At 61.1% G+C, this 22,443-nt stretch carries 16 protein-coding genes; 6 read left to right on the top strand and 10 right to left on the bottom strand.

The window, feature by feature from the left end:
• Positions 1-11: 11 nt before the first annotated feature.
• The gene (locus DDF70_RS23140) at positions 12-1,406 is read left to right on the top strand and encodes an NAD(P)H-dependent oxidoreductase (protein ID WP_114947172.1); all 1,395 of its coding nucleotides are present in this window, start codon (positions 12-14) and stop codon (positions 1,404-1,406) included.
• 23 nt (positions 1,407-1,429) lie between these two features.
• Positions 1,430-2,422, top strand: a complete 993-nt coding sequence (locus DDF70_RS23135) for a bile acid:sodium symporter family protein (protein ID WP_114947171.1) — start codon at positions 1,430-1,432, stop codon at positions 2,420-2,422.
• A gap of 66 nt (positions 2,423-2,488) precedes the next feature.
• Here DDF70_RS23135 and DDF70_RS23130 read toward each other — a convergent pair whose 3' ends face one another.
• From DDF70_RS23130 to DDF70_RS23090, 9 genes are all read right to left on the bottom strand, one after another.
• Positions 2,489-5,176 carry a hybrid sensor histidine kinase/response regulator gene (locus DDF70_RS23130; protein WP_114947192.1) on the bottom strand — a complete coding sequence of 896 codons (2,688 nt, stop codon included), beginning with the start codon at positions 5,174-5,176 and terminating at the stop codon, positions 2,489-2,491.
• 113 nt (positions 5,177-5,289) lie between these two features.
• Positions 5,290-5,928, bottom strand: coding sequence for a chemotaxis protein CheX (locus DDF70_RS23125; RefSeq protein WP_170316112.1), 639 nt, complete (start codon positions 5,926-5,928; stop codon positions 5,290-5,292).
• Between the two features lie 2 nt (positions 5,929-5,930).
• Complete coding sequence (locus DDF70_RS23120; RefSeq protein ID WP_114947169.1) at positions 5,931-6,314, bottom strand: response regulator transcription factor; 384 nt, start codon at positions 6,312-6,314, stop codon at positions 5,931-5,933.
• 104 nt (positions 6,315-6,418) lie between these two features.
• A complete protein-coding gene (locus DDF70_RS23115; RefSeq protein WP_114947168.1) occupies positions 6,419-6,688 on the bottom strand; it encodes a hypothetical protein in 270 nt (89 codons plus the stop codon).
• Complete coding sequence (locus DDF70_RS23110) at positions 6,685-8,676, bottom strand: chemotaxis protein CheA (protein WP_114947167.1); 1,992 nt, start codon at positions 8,674-8,676, stop codon at positions 6,685-6,687. Before DDF70_RS23110 ends, DDF70_RS23115 begins: the two co-directional genes overlap by 4 nt.
• A complete protein-coding gene (locus DDF70_RS23105) occupies positions 8,673-9,557 on the bottom strand; it encodes a CheR family methyltransferase (RefSeq protein WP_114947166.1) in 885 nt (294 codons plus the stop codon). The genes DDF70_RS23110 and DDF70_RS23105 overlap by 4 nt, the downstream gene beginning before the upstream one ends.
• Positions 9,554-10,657 (bottom strand): chemotaxis-specific protein-glutamate methyltransferase CheB, encoded by a 1,104-nt coding sequence (gene cheB, locus DDF70_RS23100; protein WP_114947165.1) that lies wholly within the window; start codon positions 10,655-10,657, stop codon positions 9,554-9,556. The genes DDF70_RS23105 and cheB overlap by 4 nt, the downstream gene beginning before the upstream one ends.
• The gene (locus DDF70_RS23095) at positions 10,654-12,120 is read right to left on the bottom strand and encodes a chemotaxis protein CheW (protein ID WP_162820597.1); all 1,467 of its coding nucleotides are present in this window, start codon (positions 12,118-12,120) and stop codon (positions 10,654-10,656) included. The genes cheB and DDF70_RS23095 overlap by 4 nt, the downstream gene beginning before the upstream one ends.
• Before the next feature lie 4 nt (positions 12,121-12,124).
• Complete coding sequence (locus DDF70_RS23090; protein ID WP_114947163.1) at positions 12,125-14,068, bottom strand: methyl-accepting chemotaxis protein; 1,944 nt, start codon at positions 14,066-14,068, stop codon at positions 12,125-12,127.
• 582 nt (positions 14,069-14,650) lie between these two features.
• On the opposite strand from DDF70_RS23090, the gene DDF70_RS23085 reads away from it, so the two are divergent.
• From DDF70_RS23085 to DDF70_RS23065, 4 genes are all read left to right on the top strand, one after another.
• The gene (locus DDF70_RS23085) at positions 14,651-15,313 is read left to right on the top strand and encodes a 4'-phosphopantetheinyl transferase family protein (protein ID WP_245435614.1); all 663 of its coding nucleotides are present in this window, start codon (positions 14,651-14,653) and stop codon (positions 15,311-15,313) included.
• Positions 15,252-16,280, top strand: a complete 1,029-nt coding sequence (locus tag DDF70_RS23080; protein WP_114947161.1) for a thioesterase domain-containing protein — start codon at positions 15,252-15,254, stop codon at positions 16,278-16,280. Before DDF70_RS23085 ends, DDF70_RS23080 begins: the two co-directional genes overlap by 62 nt.
• A gap of 175 nt (positions 16,281-16,455) precedes the next feature.
• Positions 16,456-19,287, top strand: a complete 2,832-nt coding sequence (locus DDF70_RS38225) for an amino acid adenylation domain-containing protein (RefSeq protein WP_245435613.1) — start codon at positions 16,456-16,458, stop codon at positions 19,285-19,287.
• Between the two features lie 87 nt (positions 19,288-19,374).
• A complete protein-coding gene (locus DDF70_RS23065) occupies positions 19,375-20,544 on the top strand; it encodes an acyl-CoA dehydrogenase family protein (RefSeq protein ID WP_162820596.1) in 1,170 nt (389 codons plus the stop codon).
• Positions 20,545-20,644: 100 nt separating this feature from the next.
• On the opposite strand, the gene DDF70_RS23060 is transcribed toward DDF70_RS23065, so the two are convergent.
• The coding region (locus tag DDF70_RS23060; protein ID WP_114947159.1) for an Ig-like domain-containing protein at positions 20,645-22,443 on the bottom strand (1,799 nt) is incomplete at its 5' end.

Genomic DNA, 22,443 nt, shown 5'->3' with positions numbered 1-22,443 from the left:
AGAGACGCGCGATGAACTATCATGATTATTACGCAAAGGCGGATCGCCCCGTCGAAACCTGCGTCGTTGGCACTGGCGGATTCGGCCAGAGCTTTCTTGCCCAGGCACAGCGCGTCCCCCTGATGAATGCGCGGATTGCCGTCGACCTGACAGCCGAGAGTGCAGCAACGGGATTGAAAGCTGCCGGCATGGACCCACGTCGGATCCGGATCTGCGAATCCGCTCGCGATGCGAGGGCCGCATGGGGTAGCGGGGATTTCATTGCAGCCACGGATCTCGCCCTTGTCTCCGACCTCCCCTTCGATGTGATCGTGGAAGCGACCGGACGTCCGATGGCTGCGGCGCACCACGCACTGATTGCCGTCGAGGCCGAGAAGCACCTTGCCCTTGTGACGAAGGAACTCGACAGCGTCGTGGGGCCGGGCCTCAAGGCGCTTGCAGCCGAGAGTGGCCGCATCGTCACGACGGTCGACGGCGATCAGCCGAGCCTCCTGATCGGCCTCGCCACATGGGCGGAAGTGATGGGCTTTCATATCGTCGCCGCAGGCAAGTCGAGCGAGTACGATTTCGTCTTCGACCCCTCGTCCCGCCGCCTCGTCAGCAACGAACGGTCTGCGGAGAACGTGGATCTTGAAGGTCATTGGACGCTCGGCGACCGAGACGTGAGCGAGATCCTCGCAGCCAGAGACAAAGCCATCGCCGGTTTCCCGCAGCGGGCCGTGCCGGATCTGTGCGAACTCATGGTGGTTGCAAACGCCACTGGCCTTCAGCCAGACCGTTTCGATCTTCATGCGCCGGTTGCGCGCATCAGTGAGGTTCCGACAATCTTCTCACAAGGTCACGACGGCGGCATCCTCACCGGAGACCGACGCCTGGATGTTTTCCATTGCCTGCGCAAGCCCGATGAGATCAGCTTTGCGGGCGGTGTGTTCGTCGTCATCCGCTGCGATGACGCGAAGAGCTGGGACATGCTGGCACAGAAGGGACATATCGTCAGCCGGACCGCCTCGACCGCCATGGTCTTCCTGCCTCGGCACCTGCTCGGGCTCGAGGCGGCCACCAGCGTCCTCGACGCCGCAATTCATCGGACCTCCGGATACGGCTCCGACTACCGTCCGCGTTATGACCTGATTGCTGTCGCGACCGAGGATCTGCCGGCAGGCACGGTTCTCTCGATGGGAGGACACCATCACACGATTTCTGGCGTGACAGCCGAGTTCCGACCGGCAGTACCACTCACGGCGAACGCGCCCGCACCATTCTATCTGGCGGCCGACTGCCGCCTGACGGTGCCGGTTGTCAAAGGACAGGAAATCCGAATGAGCGACCTTGAGCTGCAGGATGCCTCGGCGCTGATGAGGTTGCGCCGGGAGCAGGATGCGCGGTTCTTCGGACATCGATCCTAAGCCAATCCGGGAGCGCATGATCGATGGCCTTTCTCTCCCTCCTGCGACCTGACCGCTTCACCATCGCCCTCGTGGCAACCGCGCTCCTCGCAACCTTCCTGCCTGCGACGGGCACGGCTGCCCCTATCCTGAAGACGGTCATCGCCGGCTCGATCGCGCTCCTGTTCTTCCTTCAGGGCGCGCGTCTCTCGCGGAAAGCTATCGTCGAGGGCGCCATCCATTGGCGCCTTCACCTGATGGTGTTCGCCGCCACCTTCATCCTGTTTCCGGTTCTCGGCCTGCTCACGAAAACATATCTCCAATCCTATCTCGCGCCCGGCATCGCCCTGGGAATCCTCTATCTCTGCCTCCTCCCCTCGACGATCCAGTCATCCATCACCTTCACATCGCTGGCACGGGGAAACGTCGCGGCTGCCGTATGCAGCGCGTCGGCCTCCAATGTTCTTGGGGTATTTCTGACTCCTTTCCTCATGGGCCTCTTCATGCAGACCCAAGGAGGCGTGTCATTCGGCGCGATCGGGGAAATCGTGCTGCAGATTCTTGTTCCCTTCCTCGTCGGCCATCTTATGCGCCCCTGGGTCGGGCAATGGGTCGCGAAGCACCGAATGCTGACCGGCATCGTTGATCGTGGGGCAATCCTGCTGGTCGTCTACTATGCCTTCGGTGAGGCTGCCATCGAGGGTCTGTGGCACCAGCTCGCCCCACGCGATATGATCCTCCTCGTTCTCCTCAGCTGCGTGCTTCTTGCCCTGGTTCTGGCAATCACGACGACGGCAAGCAGGTTCTTCGGCTTTTCGCGCCCAGATGAGGTCGCCATCGTGTTCTGCGGCTCCAAGAAGAGCCTCGGCAGCGGCGTTCCGATCGCCAGCATTCTGTTTCCGGCCAGCATGATCGGCGCAATCATCCTGCCGCTGATGCTGTTCCACCAGATTCAGTTGCTCGTTTGCGCGGTTCTGGCGAGAGCCTATGCGGAACGGGCCGATCGTGAGCCGTCGATTGCAGAACCTGCCGGCTGACGAGAGGTCGGATCGGCGATCCGCACCACTCATCGGGGACAATTCACCTCCGCATGAATCAGGACTTTACTTTGCGATGATGTCGCGAATCCGAACCGCCAGGTCTTCTATGGCGAAGGGTTTCGTGATCATCTCCATGCCGGGCGCCAGGAATCCGGACGCGATGGCCGCCTGCTCGGCATAACCCGTGATGAAGAGCACCTTCAGCTGCGGTCGCATGAGACGCGCATGGTCCGCCAGCTGGCGGCCGTTCAGTCCGGGCAATCCCACGTCGCTGACAAGCAGATCGACCCTCTGCTTAGACTCCAGAATTTTGAGACCGGCCGGACCGTCGACAGCCTCCAAGGCTTGGTAACCGAGATCGGCCAATACTTCGAGAATGAGTGAGCGGACGACCGGCTCGTCCTCGACCACCAGGACCGTCTCGCCCGCTTCGGCCCGGTGGGTTTCACTCAATGCAGACGCGGGCGCTTCGCCTTCCAGCTCCCCTGCGTGACAGGGAAGATAGATCTTCACCGTGGTCCCTCGCCCGACCTCGCTATAGATCCGGACATGCCCTTCGGACTGCTTGGCGAAGCCATAGACCATCGACAAGCCGAGGCCCGTTCCCTCGCCGAGCGGCTTGGTCGTGAAGAACGGATCGAAGGCCTGCGCCAGAACATCGGCAGGCATGCCGGTTCCCGTATCAGAGACGCTGATCGTGACATAGCGGCCGGGAGAAACATCCTGCTGGGAGGTGGCGTAGACACGATCCAGGTTCGAGATCGACGTCTCGATGGTGAGCACGCCTCCGTCCGGCATGGCATCCCGGGCATTGATCGCAAGGTTGAGGATGGCGCTTTCCAGCTGGTTCGGATCGCAAAGCGTCAATGGGATGTCGTCCGATGCAACGATCCTGAGCTGGATCGATTCGGACAAGGTTCTCCGAAGAAGATCCTCCATGGACAGGATGAGCCGATTGGGTTCTACCGGCTTCGGATCGAGGGGCTGTCGTCGGGCGAAGGCCAGAAGGCGATGCGTCAGCGCGGCAGCTCGATTGGCGGAGGCCGTCGCGGCGTTGATATAACGATCAAGCCTGTCGAGGCGTCCTTGCGCCATGCGCGATTGCAGAAGGTCGAGCGAGCCCACGATTCCTGTCAGCAGGTTATTGAAGTCGTGAGCGATACCGCCCGTCAGCTGTCCCACGGCCTCCATTTTTTGGCTCTGCCGGAGCTGGTCCTCGAGCTGCTTGCGCTGTGTCACATCGCGCCCGACGCTGTAGAACACGTCCTCCGCCGGCGCGAAGGTCCAGTTGATCCACCGATAGGAGCCGTCCTTTGCCGAGACACGGATATCGATGTCCGCGATTGCCCTGCCCTGTTGCAGCGTCTCGAGCAGGCTGTTGCCTAATGCGCGATCCTCCTCGTGGATCCACGCATCGATCCGGGTTCCGACGATCTCATCCTCGCGATAGCCCAGCAGTTGAGTCCAGGCCGGATTGACGGCGTTGAGATATCCGCCGCTATCGCAGACACTGAACAGATCACTCGAAAGGCTCCAGAGACGGTCGCGTTCGCGGGTGCGTTTCTCGACCCGGCTTTCAAGCTTCTCATTCAGCTCGCGAAGCCTCGCCTCGGATTCCTTGGCCGCCGTGATGTCATAAATGACGCCGATGAACCGCAATCCTGCCGTTTCCGCATCGCGCACATACTCGCCTCTTCGGGCAAGCCAGCGCAGTTTGCTGTCATTGGCACGGCGGATCCGGAACTCCACGTAGGAGGCGCCTTCGCTTGAACTCTGCTCCACGAGAGCGCGATCGCCCGGTTCAATAAGCGAGTTGACCGTCCGAACCGGGAGAACGTTGCTGGAATGCAGTCCGAGGAGGCGGCAGAACTCCTCCGAAACGTTGACGGTGGCATACCCGTCTACATATTCGAAGGTCCCGATGCCGCCTGCGCTCTGCGCGATCCGGAGACGCTCCTCGACGTGCTTCTGCTCGGTGATGTCGGTGACGACACCTGTAAATTGGATTGGCTTGCCATCGGCTCCATAATGGCAGCGTCCCCGCGCCAGCGCCCAACGAACAGAACCGTCGGAGGCCAGAAGACGGTATTCCTTCGAGAAGATTTCCGCGCCGTTGAGAATGCCCCCAACGGCAAGACGAATCCGGCGCCGATCATGCGGGTGAATGGCCTTGAAGAAGTCTTCCGTTGGCAGCCCCCTCGCCGCCTCGGTGGAATCGAGGTCGTGGAGTGCTGCGAAGCGGGCGTCCGCGGTAAAGCGCCGGTTAGGAATATCCCAGTCCCAGGAGCCCCCGGTTCCGGCAACGGTCAGCGTCAGCCGAAGCCGCTCGTTGGTTTGGTCCAGTTCCTTCTTGCTGGCCTCGAGCGCCGCCTGCACGGTCTTTGACTGCTGGGCTCGAGTGACATCGACCTGGGTCGCCAAAAAGAAACGTAGCTCGCTGCTTTCGCTGCAGATAGGTGTAATGAAGAGATGGTTCCAGAACTCCGAGCCGTCCTTTCGCCGGTTGAGCAATTCGGCCGAAACCGCTCGGCCGGCCGAAACCGCCTCTCGTATTTGCGCAACAACATTCTGGTCTGTGCCGGATGCTTGGAGGAAGCGGCAATTTCTGCCGATCGCCTCCTCCGGCGAATAGCCCGTAATCCTGCAGAAGGCTTCGTTGACGTAGACGATCGGATTGTCGGGTGCTCGCGGATCCGTCGCGAGCATGGGCAGTCCGGACTTTTCGAATGCCGCGAAGACCGGACCCGCCATGCGACGCAGTTCGCCTACGGCGCTTTCGATCGCCCGTCGTGCTTCACCCTGAGAGAGGACTGGCGCCGTCATATCTCGTAAGACTTGTATAAGAGGATCCTGAGGTCCATCGTCTAAGTCTCGTCCCCAATGACCCTATCGATGAAGCTCGCGATCAGTTCCTTCAGCGCCGCTAGCGACGGCAGATCCATCAGCATGGCGATATAGCCTCGAATGTCGCGGTTCCGGACGGAGAAGTTGATATAGAGGAAGAGAACAAGTCCCTCGTCGGAACGCTCATGCGGGTTCGTGAAGAGCCTCGCGCCGTCTCCTCGGATCACCTCCGGCAGGGAGATGTTGAGAGAGCGTTTCAGCATGTTCGCCATGGTCGCGAGGCAGCCGTTCAGGATGATGTTTCCCGTCTCGGCCAGAGCTTCCTGCTCCATATCGACGATCTGGTCAGGCGCCACGTCGCTCCCGATGATGGCCTTCACGAGATCGAGGCTGGTCGCCTCGGGAAAAATCAACAGGGCGCGACCGGAGAATGCACCCTCGAATTGCTGCTGAATGGCAACGAGATCGTCCGTTTCGCGCTCGCCGATCAATCGGGCCGCGTGATGAGGAGGCATGATCTCGATGGAGGGAACCGACAGGAGAACCTCCTCGCCGATCATCTTGCGCAGGCTCGAGGCCGCACGGCTGACCCCGATATTGACGATTTCCGTCAGGGCGTCGTGTTCGAGATCGGACAGGATGATTTCGTCGTTCATCATGGTCATGCGCCGCCTGAACGCAGACGCAAGGCAGCTCCGGCGATGAATCCTCTCAAGCCGTCCTCTGTCAGAGGCTTGGCTACGAAGGTGGCATTCACCTCCCGCGCCCGGGCAATCACTTCATCCTGAATGTTGGCCGTGATGACCGCAATGGGCATCGTCGGATGTAGAGCCCGCAACTCAGCCGCCAGTTCCAGTCCATCCTTGTCCGGCATGTTGAAGTCGATCATGGCGACATCGATCTTTTTCTCGCGGACGACCGCTAGAGCATCGTGCGCATTCCCGGCCTCGACACGTTCCCATTCGGGCTGCAGGGAGGCCAAGGCCTTACCCGCGACAATGCGCGCCAGCTTGCTGTCGTCGACGATCAGTACAGTTGTATGCACTCGGGTGCTCCGCCAAGGGGTCAAGTCGACCTGGATGGGCCGTTTCTGCTTGAGAGAGAAAGGCAATATTTTCTTTTAGAGTATATGGAACGAATGACAACTGCTCAGCCTTCGCGCAGCCCTGGGCCAGAAGACTTTGCCGTCGCCAGAACCGGCACCAGCCAATCACGAAGGAAGGCATCCTTTCCCTCTCCCCGGATCGCCGGCTTCAGGGCGATGAGGACCTGAAACACTGCTCCATGGAGATGGTCCGCGTTCGTCAGGTCCACAATGCGGCTCCTGTTCGCCTGGAGCCACGCAAGGAGGGGCTCGGCGTCCTCCACCCGGCATTGCCCCTCCAGCACAATGACCTCGCCGTCCAAACGCGCGCTCATCCGATCAGCTCCGGAATATCGAGAACCATGAGGACGCTGCCGTCGCCGAGCAGAGTTGTTCCCATGAGCCCGGGCATCCCGGTCAGGATGCCGCCCATGGGACGCATCAAGACATCCATGCGCTCCGCAAATCCATCGACCGCGATCCCGACCTTTTCATCACCGACCCACATGACGACGACCTTCGTCCCCGCTCCTGAACCTGCCCGGGAGGGAATCTTCAGAAGATCGGCCAGGCGCACCAAGGGGAGTGTTCTGTCGCGGAATACGAAAGCCTCTCTCTCCTGAAAGGGAAGGATGCGGGAGGCGGGCACGAAGGCCGTCTCCGAGACCCCGTCCATCGGAATGCCGTAGGTCTCGTCTCCGACGTGGACGAGCATGACTTTCGTCATGACGACGGTCAGCGGTAGAGCAAAGTGGATTGTCGTTCCGCGACCTGGCACGCTCTGCACTCCGATCCGGCCGCCCAGTCTTTCGACGGACGAGCGCACGGCATCCATACCTACCCCGCGGCCGGACAGATCCGTGACCTTTTCCGCTGTCGAGAACCCTGGGGCAAAGATGAGCTCCATGGCCTCGGCATCGCTCATCTGTTCGATCTGTTCGCCCGAAACGACACCACGCTCCAAGGCCGTCCGTCGGATTGACGCCGGATCGATCCCTCGTCCATCGTCGTTCACTTCGACGACGATCCGGTCAGCATCCCGTCGGGCCCGGAGTGTGATCTTGGCCCTCGCGGATTTTCCAGCGGCAACGCGCATCGCTTCCGGCTCCGCGCCATGGGAAACGGCATTGCGCAGGACATGGAGCAGAGGCTCGAACAAGCCTTCCACCACCGACTTGTCTGCCTCGACGTCCTGGCCTTCCATGGAAAAGTCGATGGCTTTTCCAAGCTGCACGGAGATCTCACGGACAGACCGCGGGAAGCGTCGGAAGACCTCGCGCATCGGCATCATGCGCATATCCGTCACCGCCCTATGCATGTCGCCGACCAGCCGGTCGAGGGCCGCGTGACTTGTCACAATAGCCCGGAGAAGCTCCGTCCGATCCATCCCGTCACTCACGGAGACGAGGTGTGCCAGGGTGTTCTTGGCGACAACCATCTCGCCGACGAGATCAGCCAGGCGATCAATCCGCGCGGCATCGATCCGGATGACCCGCGCACCGGACGTTCCGGACGCAACCGCCTCAGCGTTGGCGACCCTGTCACGGCCGGTTGAACGGACGTCGTCAGTCCCACGCGAACTCAATTCATGAAGTGTCACCTGATCCGGCACGAAGCGAAATACCGACCTCACCGCATCGAACGTGCCGGCAGACAGAGCTTCGATCAGGAGATTGCAGGAGAATGGATCGATCTCGGCAGCGGGCGGCCATGGTTCCCTGCTCGTCACACTGAGCGTCACGATATCCGGAACCGATCGCAGCAGCCCCAAAGGATCATCGCCAGCGAAGAAACAATCGGCCCGCGGGATGTACCGGATGGCAATCAGAGAACCAGCATGCGGATTCGAACCTTCACGATCGCCCATCGTCGTCAGGAGATCTTCGATCCAATCGGTATCAGCTTCCGGGATCACGGAAGCGGACGCTCCCGCCCCCTGTCCAAGCTGTGAACGCAGCCCCGCCGCGAGGCGATGTCCTTCTTCTCCAGCGTCGGACGGAAGCTGACCATTTCCTTCGATGTGCCCCACCCAACGATCCATTTGGGCGACACATTCGAGGAGGATGTCGATCATGTCGCTGCCGAGCCTCGCCTGCCCGCTCTTGAAAGCGCTCAGAAGATCCTCGGCCGCATGGAGGGCCAGTCCCATGGGTGCGAAATCGAACAGGCCCACGGAGCCTTTGAGGGTATGGATGGCCCGAAATGCGCTGTCCAGATGGACGGCCGCCGAAGGGTCACGCTCCAGAGCCAAAAGATCGTCGGTTGCCTGCTGGACCAGTTCGCGTGCCTCAACGATGAAATGCTGGAGAAGGTCGTCCGTCATTGACCCTCCCCCAGCCGCTGATAGACAATAGCATCTTCGAACCGGCAAAGCCTGAACCGTTTTGAAATCCGGCTCATCGACTCGGTGTGGCCGAGACAGATGTAGCCGCCCGGATTCAGAGCATCATACAGATTGTTCGCAGCCACGAGGCGCGACGCATCGTCGAAATATATCAGAACATTGCGGCAGAAGACGACATCGAACCGCCCCTGGGCCGCGATAGACGTCCGGTCCACGAGATTCACCGATGTATATGTCACGGATTCCCGCAGGTCCTGAATGATCCTGCGCCGGCCATCCTGGGGCTCTTCGAAGTAGCGTTCGATCACGTCGGGCGGTAGGCGGGACAGCGCGCGTTCGCCATATCTTCCGGCTTCGGCCTCCTTCAGGACGCGAGTGTCGATATCGGAACCGACGATCTCGATGTGGTAAGCATCGACCATCTGCCAGTTCTCGAGTAGCCACATTGCAATTGAATACGGTTCCTCCCCGGTCGAGCATGGAACCGACCAGATGCGCACGAGGTCGCCGGGCTTCTTCTCCTTGACGATGTCGGGCAACAATGATCGCCCCAAACATTGTAGCTGGTTCTCCTCCCGGTAAAAATACGTCTCATTGACCGTGAAGACGTTGATCAAGTGCTCGATCTCGGTCTCGCTTCCCTGAACGCGCGAGAAATATGCCGGGAACGTGCGCGTTCCCGTTGCGGCCATCCTGTCGGCGACGCGCCTTTCGATGTAGTACCGCTTGCTCTCGCCAAAAATCATTCCGGTGCGGCCGTAGAGAAATTCGCAGAGGCGGCGAATCTCGTCCGGGCTGAGAGAGGTTCCCGATCCCTTCCCTTGTCCGGCGGAATCGACGGGCGATTGGGGCCTGTTCATTTCCGCCCCACCAGCTCGATGATCCGATCGGCGATATCCTCCAGGGGCGCGACGATATCGGCGCCTCCTCGATGGACGAGTTCGCCGGGCATGCCCCAGACCACGGCGCTCTCCTCCGCTTCGGCGATTGTACGCCCTCCCTGCTGTCGAAGCGTGGTCATGGCCTCCGCACCGTCGCTTCCCATGCCGGTCATCAGAACCCCGATCAATCCGGCAGGTGGGAAGTGCTGCATTGCGCTGTGCACGAGCCGGTCGACGCTTGGATGCCAACGATGCTCCGGATGCGACGGCGCTGCCAGAACCACAGGGCCGCCCGGGCGCATGCTGACGATCACATCGGCGTCCCCCTTGCCGATGTAGACGTTTCCGGGTTCGAGAGGGGTCGGACGAGTGACTTCGGTGACATTCAGCGCGCACAGCTTGTCCAGACGGCGGGCGAGCGGCCCCGTGAAGGATCCCGGCATGTGCTGCGCGACGACCACGGGCCAGGGGAAATCATGGGGAAGTCGCGCAAGCAGGACATCCAATGCAGGCGGGCCGCCCGTCGAGGTGCCGACGAGAACGAGGTTATGAACGGGGGAGTCTGTCCTCCTGACCCCGCATGCTGCCGGCATGGGGCGGACGAGCTTTCGAGGAGCCGGCATCGGCTTCGAGTCCAGCCCGCTCTTCAATCGTACCCGGTCTGCCAGCCTCAGAGTGCCCGGCAGGCGCGCCCGCGACGCGGCGCGGACTTTCTCGACGAGCAGAGGGGCAAGCGTCTCGATCTCCAGCGAAACGGCCCTCTTCGGCTTCGTGATGAAGTCGACGGCACCCAGCTCCAAAGCCTCGAGAGTCGCATCAGCTCCTTCCGTCGTCAGAGACGATACCATCACGACAGGGCAAGGATGCTCCAGCATGATGCGATCCAGACAGGCCAGACCGTCCATCTCGGGCATCTGGATATCCAGCGTGATCACGTCCGGTTTGAATGCGGCAAGCTTGTCGAGGGCCTCCACGCCGTTCCGCGCGAAGGAGAGCTCGAAATCTCCTTGGGCGGCGAAGACATTACCGAGAAGACGCCGCATCAGAGGAGAATCGTCGACGACCAGCAGCCGGATCACGGAGCAGGCCGATCCTGGCAATCGCCACTCATCGCGCCAAGGAGATCCTTTTCCGCACGATCCAGGAGTTCGCGCAGATCGAGCAGCAGGATCATCCGGCCCTCGACATCGATGTTCGCAATGCGGTCGATGACCTGGCTCCCGTCCATGGCAAGGTCGGGCGTCGGGCGAAGCTGGCTTCGGGAAATCCTGAGGACTTCGGACACATGATCGACGACGAAGCCGGCCTGCATCTGGTCAATGGTGACGACGACGATACGCTCTCGTCTCCTATGGCCCTTCCCCGTGAGCTTGAAGCGGCGACGCTGATCGATCACCGGAACGACACGCCCTCGCAGGTTCATGACGCCTTCGATGAAAGCCGGGGCTCTGGGGAGACGGGACAGGGCCTCCGGCACGCGCACGACCTCATCCACGGATGCGACCGGTAACCCGTACTCCTCGTCTCCCAGTTGGAACACGATGAACTGCTCGGCGTCATCCGAGGAATTGTCGATGCTGCTCAACGGTGAACTCTTCTCAATATGCGGCGCAATATGGGTGGCCCAAACCTGATCGCGAAACAGGCTGTCCGTCGAGAGAACGGACACCAGTCGCCGCCCTCCTTCGAGACGGCATATGCCCTGGATTGTAGCCTCTGCCGCGCCGCGCGTCAGAATTGCCGGAACAGGATCGATCCCATCGGAGGGAATGCGGAGGATCTCTTTCATAGAATCCGCTACCAGGCCAACCGAAGCCTCGCCCACTCGAACCACCATGACCCGAGCCTTGGCGTTTCCATGTCCCCCAGCCTGCAGACCGAGGAGGCCCCGGAGGGAGACGAGCGGAAGCAGGCGCTCTCGTAAGGCCATGACGCCGAGCATGACGCCCTCTGCCTGCGGAACCGTCGCAACACCTGAAGGAACCGTCACGACCTCGTCGATGGCACTCAGGGGCAGTGCGAAATCCTGACCTGCCACCGAGAAGCACACGAGAGGCACTTCGTCTTTTTCGTTCTCTTCCCTGAGTCGAGGTTCAAAACTCTCCGCAACGCGGCCGTGATGTGTACGGTTCTGGAAGTGACCGAAGTTGCGAGACAACAAAGCCTCAAGATCGATCAAGCGTCCGGCGGGGTGCTGCTCATCATCTGCAATGTTCGATGCCTCAGCATCGTCATCCCGCTCCAACGATGCCACCCGGTCGATGACGAGGCCGACCGGTGCGGCTCTATTGAGAACAACGACCCGTGTACTCGCACTGAGATTCGGCTCGTCTCCGAAAAGACGGTGAAGGGACACCATCGGCAAAACGGCGCCGCGCAGATTGGCGACTCCAAGCAGGCTGGGCGGGCCGAGCGGAACTCGGGTCACGGTCGGCGGTCGGATGACCTCGGCCACATCCGAAGCCGGCAAGGCGAACCGCTTCCGCCCCACTTCCACCGTCAGGAGCAGCTTGGATGCCGCAGGAGAGGCCGTATCGGCCATGATGTTACGACTCCGCGATCTGAAGTTCATCTGCCAGGGAGGCGATTTCCTCGATGGCGGCGGCCAGATCTTCCGCACCGCGCGCCTGCTGGCGGGCCGCTGTCGCAGCCTGAGCGGCGGCACTCCCAGCCTGCTCGGCAACCGCTGCGATCTGCTGCGTACCTGTGCGAACCTCACGTACGGCGGCCAGGATCGTCTCCGCTCCTGATAGGATGGCCGCACTACCCTGCTGAATGACTGTGACTTCGGTCTCGACCGTGCTCAACCGCTCTGCCATCAGACCGTTTTTCGTGACCTCTGACTCCGCGACGGAGGCACTCTGCTCCAGATCCCGCCTGACGAGGGAGATCTGGTCGCGGATCTGCCGGATCACGTCCTTGATGCGGTCGGCATTCTCGGAGGAATCCCTCGCGAGGGCCCGGATATCGCCGGAGACGATCGCGAAGCCGCGACCAGCCTCGCCGGTCCGAGCAGCCTCGATGGAGCCGCTGACGGCCAGCATATTTGTCTGGACAGCGACAAGCGCAATGCCGTCGACGATCTTCTCGATCCGACGGCTGGACTCGTCCAAACCATCCATGAGGCCGATGATCGCCCTGGTTTCCTTCAGACCGTTCTCGACTCCAGCGGTCATTTTCAGCGTCGCAGAGCGATTTTCCCGAAGGAGGGTAGCCAGTCCGTCGATCTGTTGAACCGATATGCCGGCGATATTCCGCGAAGCGCCGGTGGCCCTCTCGATCTGTTCCATGGCGGCATTGGCCTGTTGGGTCGCGGCGGCCTGCATCTGCGCGCCCCGGCTGATCTGATCGACGGCGGTCATGATTTCGCCGGCGGCTCCCGACAGTTCCTGAATGGCTGCAGAGAGCTCTTCCGCCGCCGATCCGACTTGTTCCGCATTGGACGAAACCGCAGTACTCGTCTGAAGCTCGTCGGCCAAAGCCGCGAGTTCATGAGCAGTCTGCTGACTTTGGTCCAGGGAGACACTTTGTTGCTGGACCGCCCTTTGAGCCTCGGCGGCCGCAGCGGCTTGCTCCTCGGCGGCGCTGGCCACCTGTTCCGCACCACGCTGCGCCTCGCGCACTGCCGCTTCGGCCTCGACGGCCGCGACAAGGATCGACTGGCTTCCCTCGGCTAGGTGCGTCATGTCGGACCGGACCTTGTCGAGAGCCGTCACGATGGCGCGGCCGATCTGAGCATCCCCCGCCCCGTTTTCCGCCGTGGCCTTGATCCTGTCCGCGATGGTGCGGACTTCGGCGACAATCCCTTCGGCGAGACCCTGGATATCCTGCGCACTCTTTTCCGATGTGCTGGCGAGAGCCCGTACCTCATCGGCCACGACGGCGAAGCCCCGACCGTTGTCTCCGGCTCGAGCGGCCTCGATGGCGGCGTTCAGGGCCAAGAGATTGGTCTGATCGGAGATATCACCGACCGTGTGGGTGATATCTCCGATCGCGACAGCCTGCTTCTCAAGGAGGGCAACCACGTCGACCATGGCGTTCTGGCGCACGGCATTCGTCGCGACGGCCGAGACGGAAGCATCAATCTGAGCCCCCGTCTCGATCAGAAGCGCCTGAAGACCGGCAATCTTTGCCCGAGCAGCCTCCGCATGCTGTCGGGACTCAGCAAATGAGGTGCCGAGGCTCACGATAGCAACCAGAGATTCCTGCGAGGCCCCTGCGGCCTCCTCGGCTCCGCTGGCGATCTGCTCCATCGCGCGGCGCAGTTCTTCCGCAGCGGATGAAGCCTCGGTCACCCCGCTGGCCAGTTCCTCGGTGGCCGCGCCGATCCGCTCGGCAGCCTTCTGCTGTCGGGCCCGGGCACGCTCGAACGTCCGGCGATGGGAATTCCCCCCCTTTGGTAGCATCGGCGACGCCGAGCTCGCGGCATCGCCATTCGCCTGACGGAGGGTGCCTTTGCCTTGGAGGTCGGATGTCTTGACCAGTGCCATCGATGGCCTTTGATTTTTTTCGAACATTGTGTGGAGGCCCGACCCGACATGCTGATACTGGATCAACCGGCCAGATCAAGACTGAGCGGAGCCAGCAACTTTATAGGTCTGGATAGCCCAGTAGCAAGGCGGACGTCCGGCCATTTCGACAATAAAAACAATGTTGTGTGGCAAATTGGAGTAGACGCCCCCCGGCGGTTCGGATGCGCTCGGATACCGTCCGGACCTGTCGCCCCTGCGGTCTCTGCAGCTTCCGCATCCGACGAGCATAGCCCGCTTCTACGCAATCCAGATCACAACGAGGCAACACTGTATCTCAAACTTGGTCTGACAGCACCTTTCGATGTAGCGCATACGTTCATCGCTATACCTAGAAAGCGCTACTTGCTTCCCATCTATCTCGACTGTTTCATTGCTGAAGTTGAAAGTTTTAGTTGTCGAAAACGTATGAGCAGCATTGCCACTGAATAGATCGCATAGCGCTTGAGTATACGAGCGCTCCCCAACGAACGGGAACCACGTATGACTCTGGCTGCCGAGCAGAGGTGTGGAGTCGTGAGGCCGGCTCTTGAGAATGGAGACTTGGAGGTCCTTGTTCTCGGGCTTGACGCAGAGCCGGAGGTCATCAGTACGGTCGCGGGTTGCCTGGCGGAGGACGAACGTCGGCGCGCCGAACGCTTTGCTTCGGAGCGGGACCGCCGGCGGTTTATCGCCACCCGGGGCCAGTTGCGCCACATCCTCGCCGCCAGGCTGGAGATTGCACCTTCCGACGTCGAGTTCGAATACGCCCCTCAAGGCAAGCCTCACCTCTCGCGCCGAATGGCCGCAGGAGACCTGCACTTTAGCGTCTCACGATCCGAAGATGCTGCCGTCATTGCGCTCTCGAACACGCGCGAAGTCGGCGTGGACATCGAAGCGGTCCGTCCTATACCCGAAGCGGATCACATCGCCGCGCTTTGCTTCTCCGCATCCGAATATGGCTCTTACTGCGCGCTTCCCACGGAGGCGCGACCAGCGGGATTTTTCCAGCGCTGGACCCGGCTGGAAGCCATTTCCAAGGCCATAGGGTGCGGTCTTGCACAACACATTCCATTGAACGAACAGGACTGGACCGTCCACACATTCATACCCAACCCGGGATACATCGGGGCCGTGGTCGTCCAGAAGCGGTTGGAGGATCCTCATGACGGCCGAGGTACTGAACATCCCGGAGCTCCTCGCTGGCCTTGCGGGAAAGGACGTTAAGGTCTGGGTGGAAGGTGACCGACTGCGGTGCAATGCGCCGGCAGGCGCGCTCACGCCTGAATTTCGCGACCAGCTTCGGGATCGCAAGACCGAAATCATCGGTTTCCTGAACATGGCCAGGGCAGCGGCCCGGCAACAGCCCGCCATTGTACCGCTCCAGTCCCATGGAACGCGCACGCCGATTTATGCCGTTCCCGGACATGTCGGAGCTCCCTTCTCGTTCTCCGATCTTTCCAAGCGCCTGGGCGACGACCAACCGTTCTTCGCACTCCAGCCGGCAGGTTACGATGGACGAAGGGAGCCGATGGATCGGATAGAAGACATCGTTGAATACTTCGCCGGACAAATCCTGGAGTTTCAGCCTTCCGGTCCATACGTTATCGCCGGCTACTGCTCTGGGGCCGCGACCGCCTTTGAACTGGCGAGACTTCTCAGCCAGCGCGGCGCCGAGGTTCAGTGCTTGGTCCTGTTCGGCCCGCTTCATCCCAGCACATATAAGGTATTGCCCCGGCTCCTCATCTTCTTTGCCAAGCGCCGGGCAGCCCCGCTCATGCGCGAGCTGGCAAAGCTGCCGTCGTTCGGCGCGCGCGTCCGGTTCCTTGCCAGCCGTTTCCGCAACCCTGGCGAACGTCTCGGCAGGATCCTGAGTTCCGTTCGCGACGCCAGAGAGACGGTCAAGGCGGATCCGGTCCTGGAAAGCAGAGCCCGCGTCAAATCCACCGCGATCACGGCGCTGCGGCGATATACGCCCATTCCGTACCAGGGACGCGTGTGCATGTTCCTGCCGAACAAGGCATGGGTCCGATCGGGAGCTGCACCGCTGCGATGGCTGGAGATAGCCCCACAGGCTGAAATCTATTACGGCCCCGATGCGTGCGACGCGCCTCGTATGCTCGAGGAACCCGACGCGCCCGCGATTGCCGAACTCTACCGGGAATCGACCCGACGTTTACCACGATCGAACTGACCGATCCCCGACGCCGTAACTGGGAGCCAAACTCGTGAACCAATTATTTGCCCCGATGCCGGATAAAAAATCATTTCCCCTTTTCAGCGATCAAGATCATCGAACGCTGCTCGTCGATTTCAACGAGACTTCAGCTCCCTATCCATCGGACAAAACAATCGTCGATCTTTTCCGAGTGCAAGTTGAGCGCACGCCCGACGCACAAGCCATCCGGCTTGGCGACGAAAGTCTGACATACAAGCAGCTCAACGAGCTCTCCAATCAAATGGCGGCTCATCTGGTATCGAGCGGGGTTGGGCCAGGAAACATCGCCATGGTGTTCATGGACCACTCCATCGAGGTCGTGGTCGCCATACTCGGCATTCTGAAGTCGGGAGCGGCCTATGTGCCTGTCGATCCAGCGACACCCAAAGGGCGCATAACCACGATCCTGAGCGATATCATCGCGGGTAGCGGCGGACAGATCCCGCTCGCTATCACACAGAGAGATCTTCAGGCAAACCTTCCTCGCGAACTTGCCAAGACGTTCGTGCTCGACGCCGACTTTCAGTCGATCGCGAGCCTGCCTGCTGGAGATACGAAGTCGGCGGCCAAGCCGGATGACCTGGCTTACATGATATTCACGTCCGGATCGACCGGCACTCCCAAGGGGGTGATGATCGAGCACCGGAGCCTGGTGAATTACATCTGGTGGGCCGCCCGCGTTTACAGCGAGGGCGAAATCCTTGCATGGCCACTTTTCTCCTCTCTGGCCTTTGACCTGACCGTCACAACACTTTTCACGCCCCTTATCACAGGTGGCCGCATCGTGGTGTATCGTGCGGAGCCAGGCGTGCAGAGCATGAATGTGCTCAAGGTCATCGACGACAATGAAGCCGATATCGTAAAGCTGACGCCGGCACATCTCGCCATGATCCGCGACCGGGATCTCACGTCGACGCGCGTGCGCAAGTTCATTGTGGGCGGCGAGGACTTCAAAACCGAATTGGCGCGTGACATCACGAAAGCCATTTCCCACCCGGTTGAGATCTATAACGAGTATGGGCCGACCGAAGCGACTGTCGGCTGCATGATTCACCGGTTCGACTTCGCGCAGGATCAGGCCCCGTCGGTGCCGATCGGGTCTCCTGCGGCGAATGCGGGCATTTATGTTCTGGACGAGCAATATCGGCCCGTCCCGCCCGGTGTCATCGGCGAGATGTTCATTGCCGGGGCCGGCCTTGCGCGAGGTTACTTCAATCGCCCCGACCTGACGGACGAGCGCTTCATCACGGTCGCGGATCCACGCAACCCGGCCCTGAAACTCAGGTTGTACAAGACGGGCGACCTCGCCCGCTGGAACTCGGAGGGTCGTCTCGATTTCCTAGGCCGATCCGACCACCAGGTGAAGGTCGGCGGCGCACGGATCGAATTGGGCGAGATCGAGGCCCGCCTCCTGAAACACCCAGATATTCAGGAATGTGCCGTTGCCGTCGGCGCATCAGCGGGAAAACACAGGACTGAACCCCGCTACTGCGAGCGGTGCGGCGTTGCGTCGGACATGCCCGGAACAACGTACGACGAAGCAGGTGTCTGCAATCTGTGCCGGGCATTCGACACTTACGTCGACAAGGCGCAAGGCTATTTCAAGACGCCCGACGATCTTCAGGTCCTCATCGAGGAGATGCATGCAAACCGCAAGGGCCCCTACGACTGCATCGTGCTCTTGAGCGGTGGCAAGGACAGCAGTTACATGCTGTGCAAGCTCATTTCGATGGGAGTGAAGCCGCTCACCTTCACTCTGGACAACGGTTTCATTTCGGAGGGCGCCAAGGCGAATATCAGGCGCCTTGTAAACTCGCTCGGTGTGGATCATCACTGGGGAAGCACGCCCCACATGAATGAGATCTTCGTCGACAGCCTCAAGCGCTTCGCAAATGTCTGCAACGGTTGTTTCAAGACGATCTACACGTTGGCGACACATCTCGCCCGAGAAAGGGGCATCGGCTACATCGTAACAGGCCTGTCCAGGGGGCAGTTCTTCGAGACCCGGCTGACCGAAGAGGTTTTCAAGCGGGATGACTACGACCCAGCCCGCCTTGACTCGCTCGTCGCCGAAGCGCGCAAGGAATATCATCGCCGCGAGGACGCCGTATCGCGCTATCTCGACGTCGACATCTTCCGTGGGGACTCAGTTTTCGAGGAGGTGAAGTTCATCGACTTCTATCGCTACTGGAGCGTCCCGCTGGAAGACATGCTCGCGTTCCTGAAGACCCAAGCGGGATGGAGCCGCCCCTCGGATACCGGACGTTCCACGAACTGCCTCATCAACGATGTCGGTATTTACGTCCACAAGAAGCAGCGCGGATACCACAACTATGCCCTGCCCTATAGCTGGGACGTGCGATTGGGCCAGAAGACGCGCGACGAAGCCATCGACGAGTTGAACGACGAACTGGATGTACCGCGCATCAGGGAGATCATGGCCGAGATCGGCTATATCGAGCCGGCTTCGGCGGAGGACGGCATCGCCCGCCTCGTGGCCTATTACGTCTCGACGAAACCCATCAGCGTAGCGGATCTACGTGCCCACCTTGCCGAGGAGCTGACAGACGCCATGATGCCGACGCACTTCATCCGCTTGGATCGGATGCCGCTCACGACCAACGGCAAAGTCGATCGTACGGCGCTGCCAGAACCGACTGCGGAGAACATTCAATCGGCGACCGACTTCGTCGCCCCGTCGACGGCAACAGAGAAGACTCTGGCTGCTCTTTGGTGCGACCTCCTGAAGGTCGATTCAATCGGCCGCAACGACAATTTCTTTGGGTTGGGCGGCCATTCGCTTCTTGTGATGCGAGCTGTATCGCGTCTGCGGGAAACATTCGGTGTCGATGTGCAGCTCCGCAATCTCTTCGAGCGCCCCACAGTTGCCGAATTGGCCGAGGTGATTGACGGAATGCTCTGGATGGCAGGCTCGGAGACGCTCTCGACATCGGAAGGACCGCGAGAGGAAATCGAAATCTGACTTAAGGACGCCATTGAGGAACCTCGTGGAACCATTTCGGCAGATCGGACCTGGCGGTCGGATCGAACAGCAGGGCGGGTGAGAACTATGGATACCGTTCGGGGGACGGCGCGACCGTCAGGACTGCCCTGGGCTGCCGGGGAGTACAGACTCCTGCGGGATCAGGTGAGACGGTACGTCGATCAAGAGATCAAGCCGCATGCTGACCGCTGGGAGGAGGACGGGTTCATACCGCGCGAGACCTTGCGGCGGATGGGAGAACTCGGCTTCCTGGGCATTCGCTACCCGGAGGAATACGGCGGCTCCGATATGAATGCCGTCGCGTCCGCGATATTCGCGGAGGAGTTGGGACGTTCAACCTATGGGGGCGTCGCGATCGCGACCCTGGTTCACACCGATATGGCGTCCGTCCACGTTTTCCACGACGGCACCAAGGCGCAGCGGGCGCGCTGGATGCCTGGGATCATCACGGGTGAAGTGATCACCGCCATCGCGATCACCGAACCGGATGCCGGTTCGGACGTGAAGAGCATCCGCACCCGCGCCCGTCGCGACAGCGGATCTTATGTCATCGACGGGGCGAAACTCTACATCACGAACGGTGTCTATGCGGATCTCTACTGCGTTGCCGCCAAGACCGACCCTGCGGCCGGCAGCCATGGAATCTCTATGTTTCTTGTCGAGAAGGGAACCCCGGGCTTAAGAGTCGCCCGGGCGCTCGACAAACATGGCTGGCGTTCCTCCGATACCGCGGAACTCTTCTTCGACGGCTGCCGTATTCCGGCAGAGAACATTCTTGGCGCGGAGGGACAGGGCTTCTACTCGATCATGGGAAATTTCCAGAACGAACGCCTTGTCCTCGGCGCCATGGCCCTGGGAGCAGCCGACGCGGCAATCGAGACGACGTTGTCCTGGGTCAAGGCACGCCGCGCGTTCGGAGGCACCCTGTGGGACATGCAGGTGATCCGTGAACGCCTCGCGATGCTGACCGCGAAGGTGGAAGCGGCTCGCCAGTTCCTTTATGCCACAGCCTGGCGCATGGCGGCGGGTGAAGACTGTATCCGCGAAGTTTCGATGGTCAAGGCGATCTGCGGAGAACTCGTGAACGAGGTCATGTACGCATGCGTACAGTTCCATGGTGCCATGGGGTTCATGAGAGAAAGCCCCATCGAACGGATGGCTCGCGACGCCAGGGTTCTGTCGATCGGCGGCGGCGCGACTGAAGTGATGCTGGAAGTCGTGGCCTCAATGTCCTGATCGGCTCGTTCCACTCGCATCATCGATATCTGCGATTATTCAATGCAAAGCGGCCCCGGCTAAGCCGGGGCCGCTTCAGTGCTTTTGAACGAGACTGAGCTTAGATGACGAAGAAGTCGGCAGCGGTGAGCGCAGCCTTGTTCTCGATCACGGCGAACTTCACGGCAGCACCCGAGCCCGAACCATCTGCATCGTAGGACAGGTCTCCTGTGGTCTTGTTGTAGATGATCCGGTCGTTGGAATCCAACGCCTTCGTACCGACAACGAAGCTGCTCGAAGAAAGCTGGCCATATGCGAGCTTGGTGAAGATCTGGTCGCCGAGATGGATCGTGTCATCGGCGACATTGAAGTCGGTGATCACGTCCACGTTGCCGCTACCCAGCTTGAAGTACAGGCTCTTCGCAACGTCTGCGGCGAACACGAACGCGTCCTTGCCCGAACCGCCGGTCAGGACATCGCTGCCGCCCATGCCCCAGAGCTTGTCGTTTCCGCCATTGCCCTTGATCAGGTCGTTGCCGGACGTACCCCTAAGGTCGTTGTCGCCGCTCGTCCCGTTGATCGTCTTCGTCGTGACCGGCCGGGACGGCGTCGGGGTGGGAGTGGGTGTCGGAGTCGGCGTGGGGGTCGGCGTCGGAGCCGTTTCGCCCGCGTCGGCAACCTTCAGGGTCACAGTGCCGGAGGCGGTGTCGCCATCCGCATCCTTAGCCGTGTATTTGAAGCTGTCCGTCCCGAAGAAGCTGGACTTCGGCGTGTAGACGAAGGATCCGTCGGCGTTGAGCTTCACGCTTCCGCCCTGGGTGGTCGCGAAGGTGCCGGCAACCGCGGCCTTGCCGCCATCCTGAGCGGTATCGTTGACGAGAACGCCTTTGGTAGCGTCGACCGTGAGGACCTTGTCCTTCGTGGCGGCATAGTTGTCGTCTGCAGCCACGACCGGGTGATCGGTCGGAGTGGGGGTCGGGGTCGGCGTGGGGCTGGGCTGCGACGGCGCCGTGATGGAATCCGGGCTGCTATAGACGGTGTTAGGTGCAATCGTCGAGTTCACCAGTCCGGTGTTGGCGCCGTAGGTGCTGTAATGCACGTCGCCCACACCGCCGAGCACGTTGTTGGTCACCACCAGACCCGAGGACGGAAGCTGGCGATCCCCGCTCTCGTTGGCGATCTCGATGCCCGTGGCCGGCTTGCCGCCGCGGTAGAAGTCCGTGTCGTAGGTGTGCGCCACGGTGTTGGACTGCACCACCGCACCCTGCGCGTTGTCGAGGTAGATGCCGACGCTGAAGCTGTCGTAGACCTTGTTGCCGGTGATCTTGGCATCCTTGGTGAACATCGCGCCGACACCCTCGCCGTAGTTGCCGTGCACGTAGTTGTTGCTGATGACGCTGCCGTCCGACTTGTCCAGGCTGATGCCCTGCGCCCAGCCGCCGCCGGTCATCGAGCGGCTGCTGTTCTCCAGCACGTTGTGCCAGACCTCGTTGCCGTCGATCAGGTTGTTGTAGGAGTTGCCGACATTGCCGCCGGCCCAGATGCCGACCCGCACGCTGTCGTGCACGTTGTTGTCGAGGATCTTGGTGTCATGGGTCTCCCACAGGCTGATGCCGCCGCGCTTGGCGTTGCGCACCTCGAAGCCCTGGAAGGTGACGTAGTCGCCCGTGATGGTGACGAGATCCGAGCCCGAGGCGGACTGGCTGCCGTCGATGACCACATGCGCGCCGTCGGCGGCCTTGATGGTGATCGGCGCCGAGGCGGTGCCGCTGTTGTAGATGGAGACGTTGCCGTTGTAGACGCCGCCGGAGACCAGCACGGTGTCGCCCGCCTTGGCGAGCCCGGCGGCTTTGGTGATCGATTTGACCGGGCTGCCCGAAGCCCCCGAGTTCGAGTCGCTGCCCGTGGTCGAAACGTAAA

Source organism: Microvirga calopogonii, from assembly GCF_003347665.1.
In the GTDB taxonomy this organism is placed as follows: Bacteria; Pseudomonadota; Alphaproteobacteria; order Rhizobiales; family Beijerinckiaceae; genus Microvirga; species Microvirga calopogonii.
This window is presented reverse-complemented; position numbering and strand designations above follow the sequence as displayed.

Excerpts from the sequence above, each read along its gene's own strand:
- DDF70_RS23140 (WP_114947172.1), top strand. The coding sequence starts at position 12 with ATGAACTATCATGATTATTACGCAAAGGCGGATCGCCCCGTCGAAACC.
- DDF70_RS23135 (WP_114947171.1), top strand. The coding sequence starts at position 1,430 with ATGGCCTTTCTCTCCCTCCTGCGACCTGACCGCTTCACCATCGCCCTC.
- DDF70_RS23130 (WP_114947192.1), bottom strand. The coding sequence starts at position 5,176 with ATGGCGGGTCCGGTCTTCGCGGCATTCGAAAAGTCCGGACTGCCCATG.
- DDF70_RS23125 (WP_170316112.1), bottom strand. The coding sequence starts at position 5,928 with ATGATGAACGACGAAATCATCCTGTCCGATCTCGAACACGACGCCCTG.
- DDF70_RS23115 (WP_114947168.1), bottom strand. The coding sequence starts at position 6,688 with ATGAGCGCGCGTTTGGACGGCGAGGTCATTGTGCTGGAGGGGCAATGC.
- DDF70_RS23110 (WP_114947167.1), bottom strand. The coding sequence starts at position 8,676 with ATGACGGACGACCTTCTCCAGCATTTCATCGTTGAGGCACGCGAACTG.
- DDF70_RS23105 (WP_114947166.1), bottom strand. The coding sequence starts at position 9,557 with ATGAACAGGCCCCAATCGCCCGTCGATTCCGCCGGACAAGGGAAGGGA.
- DDF70_RS23095 (WP_162820597.1), bottom strand. The coding sequence starts at position 12,120 with ATGGCCGATACGGCCTCTCCTGCGGCATCCAAGCTGCTCCTGACGGTG.
- DDF70_RS23090 (WP_114947163.1), bottom strand. The coding sequence starts at position 14,068 with ATGGCACTGGTCAAGACATCCGACCTCCAAGGCAAAGGCACCCTCCGT.
- DDF70_RS23080 (WP_114947161.1), top strand. The coding sequence starts at position 15,252 with ATGACGGCCGAGGTACTGAACATCCCGGAGCTCCTCGCTGGCCTTGCG.
- DDF70_RS23065 (WP_162820596.1), top strand. The coding sequence starts at position 19,375 with ATGGATACCGTTCGGGGGACGGCGCGACCGTCAGGACTGCCCTGGGCT.